Here is a 19,751-nt window from a genome sequence, read left to right on the forward strand (position 1 = left end):
TAAAATTAGTACGCGTTAAGACAATATTTTAGTTACAATAGTGCCAACGAACACAAAATTATTTTTAGATGAGTTTTTAATGCAATTTCCAGATGACGAAAACGGCCAGCTGTTAGCCGAAATAGCCGCTGCAGGCGTCGATTTAAGCAAAATGCAGCAAATCGACTTTTTCATTTTATTTGAGCAACAAGCCGATGCTGATAAGTTTGCTAAAGATATTGTTTCTGATGCATTAGTACAAACCGCTGACGTCGAAAAATGCAAAGACACTGGCGTTTGGGAAGTAATCACTCATGTACAAATGGTACCAGAGCACACATTACTAGGCCAAGCTGAACAGTACCTAGAAAGTATAGCGAATGGCTATAACGGTTACGGTGACGGCTGGGGATTAATGGACGAAGACGCCGCTTAATATATTAAAAATCAGTTAAGTTTAACGACTTAACTGATTTGCCTTTCTAAAACTCCCCTTATAATCAAATAGCTTATCTGCTACTTTCCAACCATATTTTTTACTTTTTCGCGCAATCACAAAGTCAGGGGGCACCAAGTCTAACTGCGCTTTAATTACCTGTTCTGCTGCTTTAAAGTCTGTTGGTTTTTGTCCATGCGCAAGCCGTTTGCCAAATTGTTTATTAAAGATAAACTGACCGCCTTTACTGGCAAGGTTATAAACTTCATCACAACTAGTGCCGTCTTCGTCAAAATAAGTAACTTTGATTAGCTCGTCTTTAAGTTGAGTTACTGTTAGCCCACTACAACGAAGCACTAATGCATCTTTTAAGTTTAGCGCATTACGCAACTTGTCGTCAGGATCAGCCATTATAGCGCCGCAGTCGTGGCATTTTCGAGCAGCAATATCGTTTTGCGCACCACATTCCTCACACTCTTTAAATCTAAAACGATAATCGCACTGCTCTTTGCTACCTTCATCGTCTTCTAATAACCCTTGGCAACGTCTACCAAAATGCTCAACAACTTTGCCAGCAGAGTCCGTTTTACCCCAAAATATATTAGCAAACCCACAACCTGGACAAAGTACTTGTACAGGTTCATTATCGCTGTCGCCTTTTTTATCCCCTACTTCAGGGTGAAATAAATTAAAACCATTTCCGGCATAATCAATCACTAAGCAATCGGTTTTAGATTCTGATAATCGTAAGCCCCGACCTACAATTTGTTGGTATAAGCTTACAGACTCTGTAGGACGCAAGATGGCAATAAAATCGACATGTGGCGCATCAAAGCCGGTTGTTAATACAGAAACATTAACCAAATACTTTAACGTTTTACTTTTAAACGCAGAAATGATTTTATCGCGTTCGATATTAGGCGTATCGCCTGTAATTAGCGCGCTTTGGGCTGTTGGTAAGTAGCTTAATATTTCTTGGGCATGCATAACTGTTGCCGCAAAAACCATTACACCTTTGCGCTGCTCGCTATAAGCAATCACTTGTTTAAGAATAGCCTGAGTTGCTCGCTCGTTACTTTTTAAAAGCGCGTTCATATCATCGGCAGTGTATTGGCCAAACGCATTCGTCTCTAGATACGAAAAATCGTAGTGGCTAATGGCAGCATCAACTTCATTTGGTGGGGTTAAATAGTTATTTTTAATCATGTACCTAAGCGGCAATTCAAATATACAACGTTTAAATGGGCTTTCTGTCGTCCCTTTAACAAAACCATGATAATGGTGATGGTATATCCACCCCATGCCTAAACGATAAGGCGTAGCCGTTAAGCCCAATACTTTTAAATGCGGGTTGTACGCTTGTAATGCACTTATAACTTTGCCGTATTGGCTTTTTTTATCACCATTTACTCTGTGGCATTCATCAATAATAAGTAAAGAATAATGCTCATTGAGTTTATCCAAATTACGTGAAAGTGACTGCACACTAGCAAAAGTGACTTGATGGGTTAAAGATTTTTCTTTTAAACCTGCGGAAAATATACTCGCCTCTAAACCAAAACTTTTATATTTTTGTGAATTTTGCTCTACAAGTTCTTTAACATGAGCAAGGACCAATATTTTTTGTTTAGCTATACGGGCAAGCTCAGCGATGACTAAACTTTTACCTGCACCTGTTGGCAACACAATAACTGCGGGATCATTGGTTTTTCTAAAATGAATAACGGTGCGTTCAACCGCCTCTTGCTGATAGGGTCTAAGTTTATAGCTCATGGGAAAATAATTGGATTTGAATAAGAATACTTTATCTAATAACGGATGACGTTTTTTAGCTTTATTAAAATTATTGGCAAGAAACAAAAAGAGAAGCTGCGCCTCTCTTTTATATTGTTAAGCTAAGTGTTTTTGTAAATCAACATTTTCAAACGCTTTTGGGCGGCGGCCACGGCCAGTCCACTCAATGAATTCACCATCAACTTCAATGCGATATTTAGCTTTAACCTTAGTGCGCTTATCTGCTGATGTGTCTTGTAAATCTTCTAACGTAAGTCCTTTTTCTTTTAAAAGATCCAAAACTTCCTGTTTTGCTTTTTGCTGTTGGGTATATTTTGAAATTGCATCAGTAACTAATTGTTGTGCTTTTTCAAGTTCAGTTAAGGATGCAGTCTTTATAAAAGCTCGAACTTCTTTCATTTATATCTCTTTAAATTTATAAACATAACAAAATAAGTATAGATACTTTAATTTAAAATAACTATGACAAAGAATAAAGATTTAAAAAATAAGAAATTGCTATTACTAAAATTAATACACAAAATAACTAAAAAACTCTCAACTTTTTTAAAAACAAAATTGATATAAACTGTTAACTAAATTAAAGCTACATTTCCTTTGGAGAAATTTTTATTTGCCAACAAAACAGTTCATTATTTACATTGAATGTCGCAATAGACATTTTCATATTTTTAAGCTTTGCAGCTTCAAATTTTTCGTAAATTTCATCTTCACTAAATGCAACAGAAGTTTGATCTAATAACCTTTCAATTTGTTGTCTTAAAGCATTTTGTAAGCTATTTAATTTTGTTTTACTCGTTTGATCAATATTTAGCATTATCTTTGATACTTTAGACATTATATCTGCAAACCAGAGCTTTTCTTCATCATTGGATATATTTAAGCTCTGAATTTTTTGAATCACTTCTTTATTTCGTGTCTGAAATAACTCAATATGACCTTGAAGCTTCAAAGTTACTAAGCTTTCAAGTTCATTTAATATATTGTTTTCCAACATCCAATTAAGTATTTTCAAACCGCTTTTGCAATCGTTGGTTATAACTGAATCAGGGTGATGCATCATTAATATAATTTCACCATCTTTATTAAGCACTCTACGTGCCTCATTTAAAGAGTGTGACCAATTAGAATACTCAAAACCGAATTGGCTAACTAATATATCAAAATACTCATTTGGATAAGGTAGATTTTCTAATGAAGTATTAAACTGAAACTTAATTTTATTAATAGCACTATTAATTTCGTCAACATCACTGGTAATTTTTAACTCATCAATGTTTGCTAAGTCGCAGCCATACACCGAGCCAGATAAGTTTTTTCTTTTTAAAAGGCATTGTAGCCAGATTGCTAAAGCTCCCTTACCGGTTGCTAAATCAAGATAAACAGCACCTTCTCCTTTTTCTAATACAACGTCATCCCAAAAGTTTAACACTTCTCCTGGGTAACCTAGGGCTGTATTTGCATCACCAAAACTAGATAAAGCTTTTGTAAGGTCCCAGTAATGATCCCAGTGCATTTTATTTTCTCCAAAAAAAAGAGTGACTCAAGAGTCACTCTTTGTAATATCTAAACTAAAAACTTAGAAAGACTGTTTAAAGTTTAAGTACATTGTACGACCAAAACCTGAGTAAAGGTTAAAGTTGTAGTCACGACCATCGTATCCGAAAAGTGGTGGCTGCTTGCCAAATGCATTTTGTGCACCAAAGCTCACTTTACCGTTCCAAGGTGTGTTGTACGCTACTTGTAAATCATGAGTTACCCATGAAGGAATGTGACCTTCACACTCACCATCTGCAGTGATGTCTTCACACTGGCTATCAATCAGGTTTAGATTCCAAGTGAAATCAAAATCAGAGATAGAGTAAACGTTAGACAGGTTTAGACGCATTTGCGGTACACCTGGATCATCAACGAAGTTACGACCGCCATCTGTGCTGTAATCTACAATGTGAGATAGGTTGAAGTTAGTTCTTAAAGTACCAGCATCACCAAATTCAAACATTGAGTTAGCTTTAAAATCGATACCTGAAGTTTCTAAGCTACCATCGTTACCAAAACCACGAACAAGACTAGTAATCGCACCGTTTGGTGAACGAGATACAGTGAACGCATCTGGCACAGAGTCACCACGTAAACGTGCATCAATGATAGCTTGAGCTCCGAAAGCACGGATTCGGTTAGTGATTTCAATGTTGTAGTAATCAAGTTCTACAGAAATAGCATCTGTTACTTGGTAAACAACACCAAGTGAGTATTGGTCAGACTGCTCTGAACCTAAGTCAGGGTTAGCAATAACTGTAGCATTGATTTGTGAAGAACAATTTGCAGCTTCACCAATTGCCAAACATGTAGCTTCATCAGAAACTGAATCAGCTGATTCAGAAGGCTGTTGAGTTAGGTCTGGTAATGAAGGAGCGCGGAAACCTTTACCCCATGATGCACGAAGTACTAAGTCATCAATTGGGTTGTAACGTGCTGATACTTTAGGTGAGAAATCTGAACCATAGTCAGAGTAATCATCGTATCGACCTGCAAAGTTAAGCTCAAACTCTTCAGTTACTGGAACTAAAGTTTCAAAGAATAAACCACGAACTGAACGTGCGCCACCTGCACTGCTACCTGAAGAACCACCTACTTGGCCTGCTGCAGAAAGTGAATCGTATACGTCAGCATAATCTTCTGAACGGTATTCAAAACCTACGAATGCTTGAATTGCACCAGCGTCAGTTTCCATAAGGTCAAACGCAGCATTTGCATAAAACTCTTCTTGGTTAAACTTACCAGTACGTGAAGTAGTTACCGTCATTGCGCCTCTAACTTCTTCAGATGCACCGAACGGGTCATTTAGCATGTAAGTACCGTCGTTGATGTATTGACGAGCAATACTACGAAGGATGTAACCTGTACCTACGTTGTGGCTTTCGTTAATTGTTTTGCGAACACCTGTTTCAACAGAAACGTCACCAATCATACCTTTAGCGCCAAAACCGATATCTTTAAGCTCTGTAGATAAGTTGTTGTCACGGTTACCTAACGCAGCAAAACGATGCCAGAAATCTAGACCTTGCTGTTCCATTTCTAGAGAAGCATCGTAGATTGGGCTGTTAGGGTTAGTTGGGTTGTTAGGGCTATCTGCACTGATAAATACTGTATCAGGTGATGAATCGTAAGCTGTTGTATCAAGACCAGGTGCGTAACGACCAAATGATTTTGTTTGTGCGATATTGATGTCTGTGTAAATACTCCAGTCATCGTTCACATCGTATGTAGCTTTAACGAAAGCTGAGCGGTTTTTGATTGACGCTTCATCAGCAGATACTGCTGCGAAGTTAAAACCACAACGTGCGCCAATGCGGTAGAAGTTTTCATTACCTACGCCTTCACATGTAGCTTCTGGAGAGAAGAAATCAAAATTACTTGCTCTTTCACCATCTGTAGTTGTGAATGTTGTGAAGTTGTTTGAATAAACTGAACCACCTGGGCTGTACCATGGGAAGTCACGAGCGTAAACAATGTCACGACCACTCCAAGATGCACCAGCAAGTACACGAGAGTTATCTGAAGAAGCACCGAAAAGTACAGAACCATTTTCACGGTCGCCGCCTTCATGCTCAATACGGCCAGAACCTAAAGTAACTTCTGCACCATTAAAGTCTTTACGTAAAATTACGTTAATTACACCACCGATAGCATCTGAACCGTAAAGTGCAGAAGCACCATCTGTAAGAATTTCAACACGCTCAACAGCTGCCATTGGGATTGAGTTCAAATCTTGGCTTGAACCAGTAAGAGTTGACTTAGGTAAACGACGGCCATCTACTAAAACTAGAGAACGGTCAGAACCTAAACCACGTAAGCTTACCGTAGTAGCGCCCTGAGCAGAACTACCAGACTGCGGACGGAACGAACCCAGACTGTTAAATGTAGTATTACGTAATAAATCAGCTACTGAAGTTTCACCACTAAGCTCGATTGCAGTACGGTCGATAACTGTTACTGGTAAATCACCAGCCATATCAACACGTTTGATACGTGAACCAGTTACTTCAATACGCTCAACTTTTTCTGCAGAATCTTCTTCTGCAGCAAAAGAACTTGCTGAAAATGCAGCTGTAGATGCTGCGCCAAAAGCGATCGCTAAGCGAACTGCTTTTGAAACTTTGTTATTTAACATTTGATTCTCCCAGGAATACATTTATTAATTATAATTTTTTCAGTCTAGCGGTACAAAACGTATTGAGTACCCCAATCACTGTGCCTTCAATGATAATACTAGTGAAAGAGCAAGGTCAACAAGGAATTAACGTTGCGTTAATAATTAATTACTAAAAAGAGCTAAACGTAAATTACATCAAAAAAAAATAAATCTTAAACTATTGTTAATTAACAAATAAATAAACAATCTAAATTTAGTGCATTAACAGTTTGTTGCTTTTTTCACTTCAAATTAAAATATTTACTTTTGTAAGTTTTGTAGTTCAACGCAAATTTAATAAGCAAAGAGCTTAAAAATCAGGCAGAAAAAGCTGACCGAGGTTGTTTTTTTTATTATCTATCACTAAGGCATCAAATATTGCTGCAGATATCGGAACCAGCTGTCTCTGTTGGTATAATGGGTAATTAAGTGCATTTTTTCCATTAAATATTTCTGCCCCTGACATCGCATAAACATACTCTATAATTTGCCCACGCCTTACTTCAAAGTCAGGATGTTCTGCCTTGTGTTTTTTTACCGCTTGTACATGTGGTGGAATATTTTTTTCGTAATCGTTTAGATTTCTACCAAGGCGTTTTTTGTAAACAAGCTTTTGATCAAACTCACCGGCAAAAAGTCGCTTAGTATAATCTTTTACTATTTCGTCCAGTTGGGCGATTTCAAATTGTGAATCAAACAAAGCCTCAAATAGCTCTTTTTGAAACTCTTGGGCAAATTCAGTCCAATCACTTCTCACGGTTTCCATACCTTTAAAGACGATTTTAGATTCATCACCTTTTACTATTTTACCAACGTAACGTTTTTTAGAGCCCGTTTTTTTATCGCGAATTGTAGGCATAAAAAAGGGACTGTAATGGGTTTCAAATTCAATTTCTAAATAGCTTTTTAAATTAAAATGCTTCGCTATATGCCGCTCCCACTGATGATTAATATGAGTCATCAATTCATTACCAATTTTATTGCAGCATTGGGCAGTTAAGCTCTCATCCACTTTTACAAAAATTGAGTCTGTATCACCATAAATAACACTGTACCCAAGCTCCTCCATCCATTTACGCGTCGTTTGCATAATTTCATGGCCGCGCAGCGTAATAGAACTTGATAAACGAGGATCATAAAATCGACATCCCTTAGATCCAAGTACGCCATACAAGCTGTTCATAATAATTTTAATTGCTTGCGATAACATTGGTTGGTTGGTGTCTTTGGCGTTTTGACGGGTTTTAGTTAGGTATTCAATTAACTTTGGTAAATGATGCTCACTACGAGAAAACACTGCATTATTAAAGCCTTGTATTGCATCATTAGGGGCATTTAACCCTTTTATTAATCCTAGAGGGTCAATACAAAAAGTGCGCATAATAGAGGGGTATAAACTTTTAAAATCTAAAACCAAAATATTTTTATAAAGCCCAGGCAATGAGTCCATCACGTAGCCACCAGGGCTGTCAAAAGACAAACCATGGTCGCCTAAATTAGGAGCTACATAACCACTGCGGTGCAGCAAGGGTAAATACAAATTAGTAAAAGCAGCCACAGAGCCGCCCATTCGTTCAAGCTCAAGGCCTGTTAGCTGTGTGCGAACAATAGCAAATTCATATAAGTTTAATTTAGTAAAAATACGATTAACTAAAATACAGTCTTGGCGGTTGTAAGCCGCTAGAGTCAGTTTATCCTCATTAAATTGGCGAATAATTTCGCCTAACCGGTTTTCTGATTGAATTAGCTTGGCTTCACCTAATACTTTTTCGGCAATGTTCCCTAAAGAGTAATTATCAAAGTGATAAGTCGCATTTTTTAAAGTGTCAATTCCATCAACAACACATCTTCCCGGCAACGTAAGGCGAGTATAGTGCCCCATATTGATATTAATTGGTTGGCTATCTCTGCCCAATTTAAGGGAAATTCCAAGCGCTTCGGCACGGGCATTAAGTACTGAAAAATCAAACTCTATTACATTCCACCCGATAATAATGTCGGGATCATTACTACTTAAATAAGTATGTAACTTTGTAAGTAACTCAAGCTCATCTAAACACCAGTCAATGTTGATTTGTTCACTATGATTGTGTGGTTCGCCAATCATTAAAACGCAGTCAAGTCCATTACCAACAAGACCAATTGAAAACAGCACGCCTTCCCCATCACATTCAATATCTAATGACAGCGACTTAAGCTTGGGTGTGTAATCTGTATTTGCTTTCAACTTTGCGTTTTGTATAAGTAAAAAGCCGTTTTTTTGACTAACATCTCCAGTAACCCAAACACCACCTCTAATAAAGCGCTCCATTACAAAGCGATCGCTGTGGCGAATATCACCCTCGTAAATAGTTATGGTGTTTTCAAATAATGTTCGTGCCTTATAAAGACTGCTGGTATTGTTAAAATAGCAGGCAACACAGGCTTTGCCGTTAAAGTGACTCATTTCAATTGTTTTAAAATTAACACTTATACGTGCGCTATCTAATAACTGCTGGGCATGTTGCTGTTGATCTTGTGCAATAAAAAACACAGCTTGCTGATTTTCAATAACAACTTTAATTGGGCCGTGATCGGATGCAAGCCAATAGCATAGTGTGATCCCCTCACTATGTTTAGACGAATATTGTTGCCTTGATAAAATAAAGCCCTGATAGATTGCTTGTGTCAATGCACGATCCCACTTAATATACACACTGTAATTATATACATACTTTAGGCAAATCATTCCATGCTTTCTGACTCTCTAAAAAAAACTATTAGGCAAGTGCATCAGCATGTGGCTAAAAACCTGAATGATTATAGGCCGCGCAGCAGTCAAAATTACCTTGTTGCAGAAATTGCAAAAACATTGGCTGGTGAGTATCACAAAAAACAACGAATTTGCGTCATAGAAGCTGGCACAGGTACCGGTAAGTCACTTGCTTATTGTTTGGGGGCCTTGCCTTTAGCATTGGCACAAAAGAAGAAGCTAGTAATTTCTACGGCTACCGTTGCATTGCAAGAGCAATTAATTGCAAAGGAACTGCCTTTTTTTAAAACACATTCTGGGCTCGACTTTAAGTTTGATTTAGTTAAAGGACGCCACCGCTATATTTGCGCCCATAAACTACATAATGCTGTTAATGGTGATAGCCAAACTCAAATGGACTTTATGCCAACGCTTACCTCTCCATTAAGTGATATGGAAAGCAAATGCTTGCAAGAGCTATACGATGCTTACGTAAATAAAAAATGGCAAGGCGATAGAGATAGCTGGGCAGATACAATTCCCGACAGAGTTTGGAATTTAATTGCTTGTGACAAGCATGCTTGTCAGCGCCAAATGAAAGCGCATTTGACTTGCCCATTTCAATTAGCTCGCCAACAACTCATGCAAATGGATGTGCTGGTTATTAATCACTCTTTGCTACTGGCTGATTTAGACTTAGGCGGTGGTAAAATTTTACCCGAGCCAGACAACACTATTTATGTAATTGATGAAGCACACCATTTAGCCCATATAACACGCGATTTTTCGTCTGCTGCAGCAACCATTAAAGGCACAATAGAATGGCTCGATAAGCTCACTAAATTCAGTGGAAAAATGGCAAAAGTGCTAGTAGGACAAAGAGCCATAGGTCAAAACTTTAAGCTTTGCGATAGTATAAACGATGCAAATAAAGACCTAAAAGTAGTGAGAGATATTCTTGATAATGCTGACTTCGAATATTCAAAAGACGACACATACCGTTTCGAACATGGTGAAATACCCAAATCGCTACACAGCAAAGCAAAAGATATAAGCGAAGCCACACAAGATGCACTACGTTGTTTAAATAAAATGCACGACACCCTTACACAAGATGTGAGCGACGGCGACATAAAACCTTATGTTGCCGATCCTATTCTTGCTGAAAGCGGTCACTACATTAATCGTTTAGAACAACTAAATAAATTATGGTTTAGTTATGCCAATAAAGGAGAAGGCATACCCCACGCACGTTGGATAAAACGCCTTGAGTACAAAAGTCATCATGACCACCTTTTAAGCGACTGCCCCATTGAAGTAGGCTACTACCTAAAAGACAAACTTTGGAACGAGTGCGCCGGCGCTGTTTTATGTTCTGCCACATTAAGTGCACTTGGTTCGTTTGACCATTTTGCTTATGAAAGTGGTTTAGCAAAAGAGGAAGGCGTTAAATTTATAAAGGTTCCCTCGCCCTTTGATTACCCAAAACAGGCTATATTACGCATCCCTGTGTCTAAAGTTGAACCTACAGATAAAGACTTTAGCGATCACTTAGCAACCACTTTGCCAGAGTATTTAAGCACTAAAAAGGCAAACTTAGTCTTGTTTGCCTCGTACTGGCAAATGGACCATGTAGCAAAGTTTCTTAGAACAAAAGGTTTTAACTTATTAGTACAAGGTGAGATGTCGAGAGAAGCACTGCTTAAAAAACACAGCCAAAATATTGATAGTGGTAAAGGTAGTATTTTATTTGGTACGCAAAGCCTTTCAGAAGGTCTTGATTTACCTGGTAAATATTTAGAGAACCTCATTATCACAAAAATCCCTTTTGCTGTGCCTACCTCTCCAATAGAAGAAGCGCAAGCAGAATTTGTGCAAAGCAAAGGCGGTAATCCGTTTTTAACAATTACAGTCCCAGATGCTGCTAAGAAATTGGTACAAAGCTGTGGTAGACTGCTGCGAAAAGAGAGTGACGAAGGCTGTATTACTATTCTTGATAGGCGTTTAGTAACCAAACGCTACGGTAAAGCCATGCTCGACACCCTACCACCATTTAAAAGACAAATAGACTATTAATGTTTGAACTCGCACTCGACCCGACAACTTGGGTAATTTTATGTGCTGTTGCATTGGCAGCAGGCTTTATAGATGCAATAGCCGGTGGCGGTGGCATGTTAACCGTGCCCGCATTACTTACGGCCGGTTTACCACCACACCTAACATTAGGTACTAATAAACTCGCTGCGAGCTTTGGTTCGTTAACAGCAAGTTTTACCTATTACAAAAAAAACCTTTTTAGCCCCAAGTTTTGGTTGGCATCAATTATTGCAACCGCAATAGGCGCGCTACTAGGCACGGTTATTGTTGATTATTTAAGCATCGACTTTTTAAATAAGTTGCTACCAATTATAATTATTGTTGTTGCCTGCTACAGCTTATTTGGAAATTTGAGCACCACACAAGGTGATGAGTTACCAAAACTAAACAATGCAATGAAAGTAAAGCAGTGGGTCCAAGGCCTAGCACTCGGTTTTTTTGATGGATTAGCAGGCCCAGGCACCGGCACATTTTGGACCGCGTCTAACGGCATGCTTTATAAAATGAACTTGCTTCTTAATTGCGGTTTAGCCCGCTCTATGAACTTTGTGTCTAACTTTATTTCTCTTATAACCTTTGTAGCTTTAGGGCATGTAAACTTTTTGCTTGGTATAACAATGGGCTTTTTTATTATGTTAGGAGCCTGGTTTGGTGCGCACTCTGCAATTAGGTTTGGTAGTAAATTTATACGCCCTGTTTTTAATACCATGGTTATACTTTTAGCATTAAAACTCATTTACGAGGCTTACTTTTAGCATGCAAGTGAATGCATTAGAAAAACTACAACAGCAAGTTACTTCGCTCAAGCAACAAGCTGAGCAATTTGACAGAGCTAAATTGTTTGCTAAAAACCGTTATATGCAAGCACAACCTAGCCTATTTGACCGCGCTGTTTTTCAAACTAAAAGCATGAACCTGGTTGATTACGTAAACGAAATAGAAGAAGAAGTGGCAAGCTTACCACCGAGCGATCACCGCCATGCTTATACCTATGCGTTAGAGCGAATTGCGTCGCAAGTTCAGGCCGTATTTAATGTCATTAAATCAACACCAATTTGGGAAAAAGAAAATAAAAGCCGCTATAAACCTCGCCCAAAACAAGCTGTTTATAAGCAAGCTGTAAAAAAAGTGATGCAGTCTTCTCATGAACTTTACGACGAGTTAAAACAAAACCATGAGTTTGAGCGCCGCTTAATGCTGATGATAGAAGAGCGTAAAATGCAAATGGAAAATGCATCCCCAGCAAAAGCTCAAAAGCTTAACCTTGAAATATTAAGTACTCACGCACGTTTAGGTCGATGCAGAAAAGCCATTTCAGCCACTGAAGATAAAATACAACAAGTAGAAAAACAGCAACTCCGTTAGGGCTTTGTCCATGCAGCTATACTACCACCCTCTTTATTCAAATTTGCCTTTGCCCGAAAAGCACCGCTTTCCAATTCAAAAATATCAACGGCTTAAAACCGAAATAGAACATTTAGGCTTTTTACCAACCGCATTCAAGCAGCCCGCCAAGGCACGCCCCTCGCAATTAGCCTTATGTCATAGCGAGCAATATATTAATAATTTTTTAACTGGGAACTTATCTGATAAAGCGATAAAAAAGATGGGCTTTCCTTATTCGGCTCAATTAGTTGAACGAACATTGCTGTCTGTCGGTGGGAGTATTCAAGCAGCAGAAGAGGCTTTAAAAAGCGGACTAACCTGCAATTTAAGCGGTGGTTATCACCATGCCTATAGCGATTACGGCAGTGGTTTTTGTATATTTAACGATTTAGCCATAGCGGCCACACACTTATTAAATACTCATAAAGCTAAAACTGTGCTGATTTTTGATTGCGACGTGCACCAAGGCGACGGCACAGCGCAGATTATTAATCAGCAAAGCCATAAAAATATCATTACTTGCTCAATTCATTGCGAGCAAAACTTTCCGCGTTTAAAGCAGCAATCTGATTACGACTTTTCTTTACCTGCTAAATCTGGCGACGATGAGTATATCGACACATTACAACACGCACTTGCGCTGTGTGTAAGTATCCATCAGCCAGATATTATTCTGTACAACGCGGGCGCAGACATTTACACAAAAGATGAGCTAGGTTTATTAAATGTATCTATTACAGGTGTTTATGAACGAGATCTTTTTGTTCTTGATTTTTGTAAGCAATATAACATTCCCCTTATGTGTGGTTTAGGCGGCGGTTACCAACGTAATTTAGACAGCTTAATCAATGTGCATAAACAACTATTTAAAGCGGCTATCGATTTATAACAATCCTTAGTATAGACTTACTTAAATGGAACATAACAAAGCGGTAGGAACATGCGATTACACGACGATATACATAACTATTACGAAAAAATTGTTGTTGAAGAAATCATAAAACGAAAACTAGACGAAAAATATGACGACGACGTTATGGCCGACTTTTGCTGTACCGTGTTAAACCAACTGCCACCTCGTTACATTCGTTACGACGTAGATATGGCGTTTTATTTACCACAAGCTGAACGCATACACATGGAAGAACGTGTTCAAACCGCTATTGATGTGGCTATTAGTCAAATATCTAAAAAGAAAAACTTAAATGACCAACCCTCTTGAGGAAGCTCCAACGCATATTAAACTCGCTGTTGATTTAATTATGATACTGGAGCAACACGACGTAGAGCCTGAAGAAGTCTTAAAAGCGCTCGATATAGTAAAAAGTGACTTTGAAAAGAAGCTAGTTAACAACTAGCTTTATTCAACTGTGTCTACTTCATACACAGTGACCGCTCCGTCACGCTTAGTGCAATCAATTTTAATTTCGCCAAATGTTCTTCTAGCTGATGTTGACCTTCGGCAAGTCATGTTTTGAGCTTTAACACCAAACTGCTCAATGTAGAGCGCAACAATTGCATCTATTTGCTGCTTCTCTTCTAATGTTGCAGCGGCATAGAAAGTATCATATTGATGTGACCAAATTTCAACGCCAGCTTCTGCAGCTACACCTAACCAACCCATGCCAAGTTTGGTTGATTGATCTAAATATTGACCTTTTAAAAATATAAACGCCAACGTGTATTGTGCGCTTTTATACCCAAGTGCTGCAGGCTCTTTTAAATCATTAAAAGCTTGCTCGTACAGCCCATTTTTATAGGCTTTAATACCGTTGTATTCTTTTTTCTTCATTGTATTATCGCTGTATAAAGTAACTGGGGTCGACCCACAACCACTCAATAAACTCACACCCAAAATTACTGTAGCCAGTAAACACCTAACCATAACTAATCCTTTATTATTTTTAATATGCGAGTACCGAATCTGGCTTACACTCTTCGTAAAGCCTGTTATTCTAAAACTCTATTCGTATAATTAAAATATTATCATGAGCTTAGCAAGTTTACTTCGATTATTTTTTCTGGCTGCAATTTGGGGCGCGTCATTTTTATTTATGCGCATGGCCGCCACTAGTTTAGGGCCCGCAGTGTTAATAGAATTTAGAGTAGGCTTTGCGGCACTCACACTATTTATAGTTGCGCTGTATTTAAAACGTCGCTTGGCGTTTACTAAACACAAAAAGCACTTTTTTATAATTGGCGCTCTTAACTCCGCCCTGCCTTTTTTACTTTTTGCTTATGCCGCGCAAACTATCAGCGCATCTACGTTATCTATTTTAAATTCTACAACGCCTATTTGGGGCGCTGTTGTGGGTATTATCTGGAGTAAAACCAAGCCAACTAAGAGTATGGTTTTAGGCTTGCTTTTGGGTTTAGTAGGTGTGGCAATTTTAGTTAGGCAAAATCATCTTATACTAAATACTCAGTCACTTATTGCTATTGTAGCAGCGCTAAGCGCTTCATTTTGTTATGCCATTGCATCTCATTACACAAAAAATGCGCCAAAGCTTGCACCGTTTGATAACGCACACGGCTCAATGTGGGCAGCGAGTTTTATGGTACTGCCCCTTATACTTTTTATGCCAATACGTGAAGTGCCAACCACCAACGTTATGCTTGGCGTTTTAGCCCTTGGCGTAGTGTGTACAGCGCTTGCTTATATTTTATTTTTTAAGCTTATTGACGATATAGGCCCAACCTCAGCTTTAACGGTCACGTTTTTAATTCCGCTATTTGGCATTTTTTGGGGACATTTAATTTTAGACGAGCAAATTGGGCCAAACACGTTACTAGGCGCTTTATTTGTTATTGTGGGCACTATGCTGGTTACTGGATTTTTACCGCGAAAAAAGCACCTAGCTAAAACACGCTAAGTGCTTTTACAAAGCGCTTACTTTTGTGCTTTTTTGCTTAAGTTTTCAATTAAGTCTTGTGCGCTAAAGCTGTTGTCGCTTGGTTTTATACCTTTGCCCATTTTAATATCAATCAGGGTGTGCACTTCTTTACGTTTATCATGGTTGCTTACCTGTACGCCTACGCTGCTTGTTGGGCGTGCGCGTGTTTCGCAAGTTAATAAACCGCAGCTTCGCTCATATTGCTGGCTTTGTGATGCACTAATAGATGACGCGGGCGCTTGCGATTTAGACTCAACAAAGGTTTCTTTATTAGTAACAACAAACCAGTCGTAGCCTTGCGCTTGGGTAAGTTCAGCCGCGCGTAATAATGCATAGTCACCGGCATCTGCTACGTTGTTTGACACACTTTTAAACTCTACGCGGTATTGATCGTTACTAATTTTTTGCTCGCTGTAACCTTGTGAGCCATTATTCGCGGCGCGGTAATCAGGTTTAGATGCACAACCCGCCATAAGTAAAATACTGATAATTAAAATAGATGTTTTCATCATTCACCTCGTTTTATACACATTATTATTTGTTTAACTGCCACTTTGCGCTAATTGCTTGCTGCTCTTGCACTCTATCTAGTGGTGCGCCGCTGATCATGCTATCTATAACAGCATCTAACTCACTGTTATTAGACGCCGCTTGATATTGCGCGCCATTATTACTTTGCTGCGTGGCTGTTTGCGCTTTAATTTGCCACCCGCTTTGCGTTTTACATGCAATATTTGTTTGCGTTGTGTTGTTTGAACTTAGTGCATACTGCCTACAAAGCTCACCTTGCTGATTTTTAAAACTAAGCTGCGCGCTAAATACTGAGCCATCACTTTGCTCATACTCTCCACTACTTAGCTGTGTATTAAGGGCTGAGGCTATGCTACTGGCTACTAAATTTTGCGACTCATTGGGTTGTAAATAACTAGTCATTGCAATACCAAATACCACGGCAACACTTGCAGCTATTGCTAAGCCTTTATTAGCCGAGTGCTTAACCTTTTGCCAAGACGTTAACGTTACTACATTGCTATTCGACGTGTTTTTTGTCGTTGCTGTATCAAGCTTTGCAACCGTTTTAGCTAATGAGTCACTAAGGGGGGCGTCATCAATACTTGTTGCGTGCTCTTTTACTCGCATGTCTACTTCGCTTAGCTCTGCAAGTCGCATTACTAGTTCATCATCGGTTTCAAGGACTTTACGCACTTGTTCCATTTCGTGCTCGCTTAGCTCTGAGTCTAAAAAGGCGCTAAGTGTTTCGTCGTTAATGTTCATACTTGCTCCTTTTTAAAGTCGGGTTTCATTAAATTATAAAGTGTACTGCGTGCACGCGATAATTTACTCATTACACTGCCTATAGGTATATCGAGTGTATGTGCTACGTCTTTATAGGCCATGCCCTGCACTGCCACCAGCGATACGATGGCGCGTTGCTCTTCGGGTAATTGCCCAAGTGCTGTATTTACATTTTTAAGCATTTGTTTGTTTTCGAGTGTTTGGTGCTCATTACTTGTAATTGGCTCTGGTAATATATCGGCCTGGGCCGTATTTTGCCTTACCTTGCGTGAGCGGTATTCGTCTATCCACACATTGCGGCAAATTTTAAACGCCCATTTAGCAGGCTCAACGTCATCCGGAATGCCTTTTACTAATAGTTTTTCAATTGTTATTTGCACTACATCGTCTGCATCTGCTTTACTACCCGTTAGCGAATAGGCAAAACGCCTAAGCATGGGCAATAAGGTTTTTAATGTTTCGTTCATTGATTTTTACCCCTTTTATAAAGAAGACGATTCAAAAAAACATTTATTCCCAAATAATCAAAATAATTTGAATAATGAAATATTTTTATGTGTTAAACGTTAACTAACCAGCATGATAAATTTAATAAAAGTAACCCACTATGAACATGAAAAAAGTCCGCGTTAAACACATAATAGCCGCTTCGATTTGCATATTTAGCGCAACGAGTTCTGCCAATATAGTCAAAGTCGATCAAGTGCTTGGGCAGTTAAACCCAATAGAGCAGCGTATTGAACAAACTATAGAGCGTGCACAACGCCTGCCGCTTCCGGTGCCTGTACCACAAGTTTCGATTGATGAACTAAAAGCGCAAATAAGTGAGCCAATTAGCAGCTTACCTAATGTGCTTAACATTAATATAAATAGCCAAAACACCGCATTTGTTGAAGTAGAGCTAGAAAACGGCTTTAGAGCAATAGAGCGCCAATGGTTATTAATGGCAAATAGCCAACAACTTAATACCCTAAAACAGCAAAATGTAACCATTGTGTCAGTAAAAAATTACAACGCACTTAACATGAGCTTAGTGCGCTTTAACGTCCCTCAAGGTGTTAATTCTAAAAGTGAGTTATTAAAAGCGCTTAACTTAGATGAGTCTGCAATACTTGACCGAAACCACATATACCAAGCGCAAACTGGCGAGCCTACCGCAAAAGTAACACCAAATAATTCTATTGCCCCCTACTGCACACAAAGCGTAAAAATTGGCATGATCGACAGCGCCATTAATACCAAACACAGTGCTTTTAAAGGCGCAAATATCACTACGCAAAGCTTTTTACCACAAGGGTTAAGCTCGCCAAATTTACACGGCACCGCCATTGCAGGGCTAATTACAGGTAAAGGCGCAAAACTTAACCCGCTTTTAGGCAGTGCCAAGCTTTACAGTGCCGAGGTGTTTTATAGGCAATCTGAATATGCTCAAGGGGCTACATTATTTGCCATAATAGAAGCACTTAACTGGCTAGTCAGTAATAAAATACCCGTAATAAATATGAGCCTAACAGGGCCAAATAACGCAGTTTTAGAAGCAAGTATTACTGCAGCAATAAAACAAAACGTGTTAATTGTAGCTGCTGCAGGTAACCAAGGGCCAGCGTCGCAGCCGTTATACCCAGGTGCGTATAAAAGTGTGATAGCGGTAAGTGCTATTGATTCAAAAAACCAAATTTATAGATGGTCAAATAAAGGCGATTACATAGACTTTGCAGCCCTTGGTGTAAGTGTTGTTACAAGCCAAGGCAATGGAAAATTTGGGAGGGAGTCGGGTACGTCAATGGCGGCGCCGCATGTAAGCGCGGCATTAAGTTGTTTATTGGTAAAGCATGGTAATAATAAAACCAAAGCACTTAACGAGCTTACATCGCTGGCCATCGATTTAGGCGAGCAAGGCAAAGACACCACCTTTGGTTATGGTGCCATTTACCCACCTAAAAGTGCACTTTAACTGACGCCGATAAAACCGATTGCGTATAGGTATTGCTACTAAGCTTTGATTGATAATCGCCATATTCAGCCTCGGCTATGAGTGTTACGTGCTCAAATAAAGCTAGGTTATAAAACGCATTAACTACATTTCGGTGCTCATCTCGCGACGGTATTAGCTCAAAAAAATCATCCGCTGTTTGCTCATCATAATCTTTATTTTGATAACGCCAGCCTGCGCCCACTTTATTCGCTACATTAAAGGCCGTAAATTTGTGCGTAACTTTAGTAGTAAAGCCGTAGCCGTTAAAGTCGTATTGGTTGTCGTCGGCGTTTTCTTTATCAGCACTTAGCGCTGCCATTAGCATGGTTTGGCCGTTATTTATAAAATGATAAAGCGCTACATCGCCGCCTACGCCGTCGGCATTACGTGCTTTTGCAGTAGCAAAACGTTTAGCTTTGGTTTTTACACTCATACGCAAATACGTATGCGGGTTTAAAAAATGGCCATAGTAGGCGCTGGCTTGGTTAAAATGTAAAAATGGTTCGCCATCTACATTTGCTTTTGCCCCATCGTAACGAACCCCTAGCTCATGGCTATTAAAGCTATAACTGCCATCTAAACCGTATTGATGTAGGTCTAAATCGTATTGATCAAACTCATCGTAGTCTTGTTGTTCAAACTTATAGCTTGAGGTTAATTTAGCGCTTTTGGTTACTTGCCATTTTGCATTAACACCGGCTGCGGTTTTTATGCCGCTGTCGCTTTGCGACGAAATATCGTCAAGCTCTTGAACAGACAGCGCCGAGTTACTTAATACCCCAACTTCTGCATCTGCATTTAGCTCAAAGCTACTTTTAAAGGGCTTATTTTGCTCAGCTGTTTTAACGTGGTTGGTTTGTGCAAGCACCGCTTGGGCACTAAAAACACACAATGTGGCGGTTATAACTGCTTTCATATTTATTCTCCAACAGGCCGAATAGGTTTCCCCATTCGGCATTTGTGCAAGC

19 protein-coding genes are annotated in these 19,751 nt (G+C 39.1%); 9 read left to right on the plus strand and 10 right to left on the minus strand.

Annotation, left to right across the window (positions count from 1 at the left end; all coding sequences use genetic code 11):
- The first annotated feature begins 79 nt into the window (after window positions 1–79).
- Window positions 80–415 (plus strand): ribonuclease E inhibitor RraB, encoded by a 336-nt coding sequence (locus tag ATS72_RS06170; protein ID WP_008129315.1) that lies wholly within the window; start codon window positions 80–82, stop codon window positions 413–415.
- A gap of 21 nt (window positions 416–436) precedes the next feature.
- Here ATS72_RS06170 and ATS72_RS06175 read toward each other — a convergent pair whose 3' ends face one another.
- The 5 genes from ATS72_RS06175 to ATS72_RS06195 all read right to left on the minus strand — a co-directional run bounded on the left by ATS72_RS06175 (window position 437) and on the right by ATS72_RS06195 (window position 9,075).
- A complete protein-coding gene (locus ATS72_RS06175; RefSeq protein WP_058429452.1) occupies window positions 437–2,188 on the minus strand; it encodes a DEAD/DEAH box helicase in 1,752 nt (583 codons plus the stop codon).
- Between the two features lie 117 nt (window positions 2,189–2,305).
- Entirely contained in the window at window positions 2,306–2,608 is a 303-nt protein-coding gene (locus tag ATS72_RS06180; RefSeq protein WP_058429453.1) for an H-NS family nucleoid-associated regulatory protein, read from the minus strand.
- Window positions 2,609–2,795: 187 nt separating this feature from the next.
- The gene (locus tag ATS72_RS06185; protein WP_058429454.1) at window positions 2,796–3,725 is read right to left on the minus strand and encodes a class I SAM-dependent methyltransferase; all 930 of its coding nucleotides are present in this window, start codon (window positions 3,723–3,725) and stop codon (window positions 2,796–2,798) included.
- A 63-nt stretch (window positions 3,726–3,788) separates the two neighbouring features.
- Entirely contained in the window at window positions 3,789–6,383 is a 2,595-nt protein-coding gene (locus ATS72_RS06190) for a TonB-dependent receptor (protein WP_082652822.1), read from the minus strand.
- 331 nt (window positions 6,384–6,714) lie between these two features.
- The gene (locus tag ATS72_RS06195) at window positions 6,715–9,075 is read right to left on the minus strand and encodes a DNA polymerase II (protein ID WP_058429601.1); all 2,361 of its coding nucleotides are present in this window, start codon (window positions 9,073–9,075) and stop codon (window positions 6,715–6,717) included.
- 60 nt (window positions 9,076–9,135) lie between these two features.
- Here ATS72_RS06195 and dinG point away from each other — a divergent pair, with 60 nt between their 5' ends.
- The 6 genes from dinG to ATS72_RS06225 are packed head-to-tail and all read left to right on the plus strand — an operon-like array spanning window position 9,136 to window position 13,976.
- Window positions 9,136–11,211 carry an ATP-dependent DNA helicase DinG gene (gene dinG / locus ATS72_RS06200; RefSeq protein ID WP_058429456.1) on the plus strand — a complete coding sequence of 692 codons (2,076 nt, stop codon included), beginning with the start codon at window positions 9,136–9,138 and terminating at the stop codon, window positions 11,209–11,211.
- Window positions 11,211–11,987 carry a TSUP family transporter gene (locus ATS72_RS06205; RefSeq protein ID WP_058429457.1) on the plus strand — a complete coding sequence of 259 codons (777 nt, stop codon included), beginning with the start codon at window positions 11,211–11,213 and terminating at the stop codon, window positions 11,985–11,987. The genes dinG and ATS72_RS06205 overlap by 1 nt, the downstream gene beginning before the upstream one ends.
- A 1-nt stretch (window position 11,988) precedes the next feature.
- A complete protein-coding gene (locus tag ATS72_RS06210; protein ID WP_008129307.1) occupies window positions 11,989–12,597 on the plus strand; it encodes a primosomal replication protein in 609 nt (202 codons plus the stop codon).
- Window positions 12,598–12,607: 10 nt separating this feature from the next.
- Window positions 12,608–13,507 (plus strand): histone deacetylase family protein, encoded by a 900-nt coding sequence (locus ATS72_RS06215; RefSeq protein WP_058429458.1) that lies wholly within the window; start codon window positions 12,608–12,610, stop codon window positions 13,505–13,507.
- Window positions 13,508–13,558: 51 nt separating this feature from the next.
- Window positions 13,559–13,840: a late competence development ComFB family protein gene (locus tag ATS72_RS06220; RefSeq protein WP_006793580.1), complete on the plus strand. Its 282-nt coding sequence runs from the start codon at window positions 13,559–13,561 to the stop codon at window positions 13,838–13,840.
- The gene (locus ATS72_RS06225; protein ID WP_006793581.1) at window positions 13,824–13,976 is read left to right on the plus strand and encodes a YbaM family protein; all 153 of its coding nucleotides are present in this window, start codon (window positions 13,824–13,826) and stop codon (window positions 13,974–13,976) included. The genes ATS72_RS06220 and ATS72_RS06225 overlap by 17 nt, the downstream gene beginning before the upstream one ends.
- Before the next feature lie 2 nt (window positions 13,977–13,978).
- Here the strand turns inward: ATS72_RS06225 and ATS72_RS06230 are convergent, their stop codons facing one another.
- Complete coding sequence (locus tag ATS72_RS06230; protein WP_058429459.1) at window positions 13,979–14,503, minus strand: sel1 repeat family protein; 525 nt, start codon at window positions 14,501–14,503, stop codon at window positions 13,979–13,981.
- 103 nt (window positions 14,504–14,606) lie between these two features.
- Between ATS72_RS06230 and ATS72_RS06235 the strand changes: the two genes are divergently transcribed.
- On the plus strand, window positions 14,607–15,491 hold the full coding sequence (locus ATS72_RS06235) for a DMT family transporter (RefSeq protein WP_058429460.1): 885 nt from the start codon (window positions 14,607–14,609) through the stop codon (window positions 15,489–15,491).
- Window positions 15,492–15,508: 17 nt separating this feature from the next.
- Here the strand turns inward: ATS72_RS06235 and ATS72_RS06240 are convergent, their stop codons facing one another.
- From ATS72_RS06240 to ATS72_RS06250, 3 genes are read right to left on the minus strand one after another with little or no spacing between them, the layout of a single operon-like run.
- A complete protein-coding gene (locus ATS72_RS06240) occupies window positions 15,509–16,021 on the minus strand; it encodes a CC0125/CC1285 family lipoprotein (protein WP_058429461.1) in 513 nt (170 codons plus the stop codon).
- Between the two features lie 25 nt (window positions 16,022–16,046).
- Window positions 16,047–16,787, minus strand: coding sequence for an anti-sigma factor family protein (locus ATS72_RS06245; RefSeq protein WP_058429462.1), 741 nt, complete (start codon window positions 16,785–16,787; stop codon window positions 16,047–16,049).
- On the minus strand, window positions 16,784–17,275 hold the full coding sequence (locus ATS72_RS06250) for an RNA polymerase sigma factor (protein WP_058429463.1): 492 nt from the start codon (window positions 17,273–17,275) through the stop codon (window positions 16,784–16,786). Before ATS72_RS06250 ends, ATS72_RS06245 begins: the two co-directional genes overlap by 4 nt.
- Before the next feature lie 140 nt (window positions 17,276–17,415).
- Between ATS72_RS06250 and ATS72_RS06255 the strand changes: the two genes are divergently transcribed.
- Window positions 17,416–18,762: a S8 family serine peptidase gene (locus ATS72_RS06255; protein ID WP_058429464.1), complete on the plus strand. Its 1,347-nt coding sequence runs from the start codon at window positions 17,416–17,418 to the stop codon at window positions 18,760–18,762.
- Here ATS72_RS06255 and ATS72_RS06260 read toward each other — a convergent pair.
- Window positions 18,746–19,699, minus strand: coding sequence for a hypothetical protein (locus tag ATS72_RS06260; RefSeq protein WP_058429465.1), 954 nt, complete (start codon window positions 19,697–19,699; stop codon window positions 18,746–18,748). The genes ATS72_RS06255 and ATS72_RS06260 overlap by 17 nt on opposite strands.
- Between the last annotated feature and the right edge of the window lie 52 nt (window positions 19,700–19,751).

The sequence above is a fragment of the Pseudoalteromonas sp. 13-15 genome (assembly GCF_001468205.2).
Classification (GTDB): Bacteria; Pseudomonadota; Gammaproteobacteria; order Enterobacterales; family Alteromonadaceae; genus Pseudoalteromonas; species Pseudoalteromonas marina.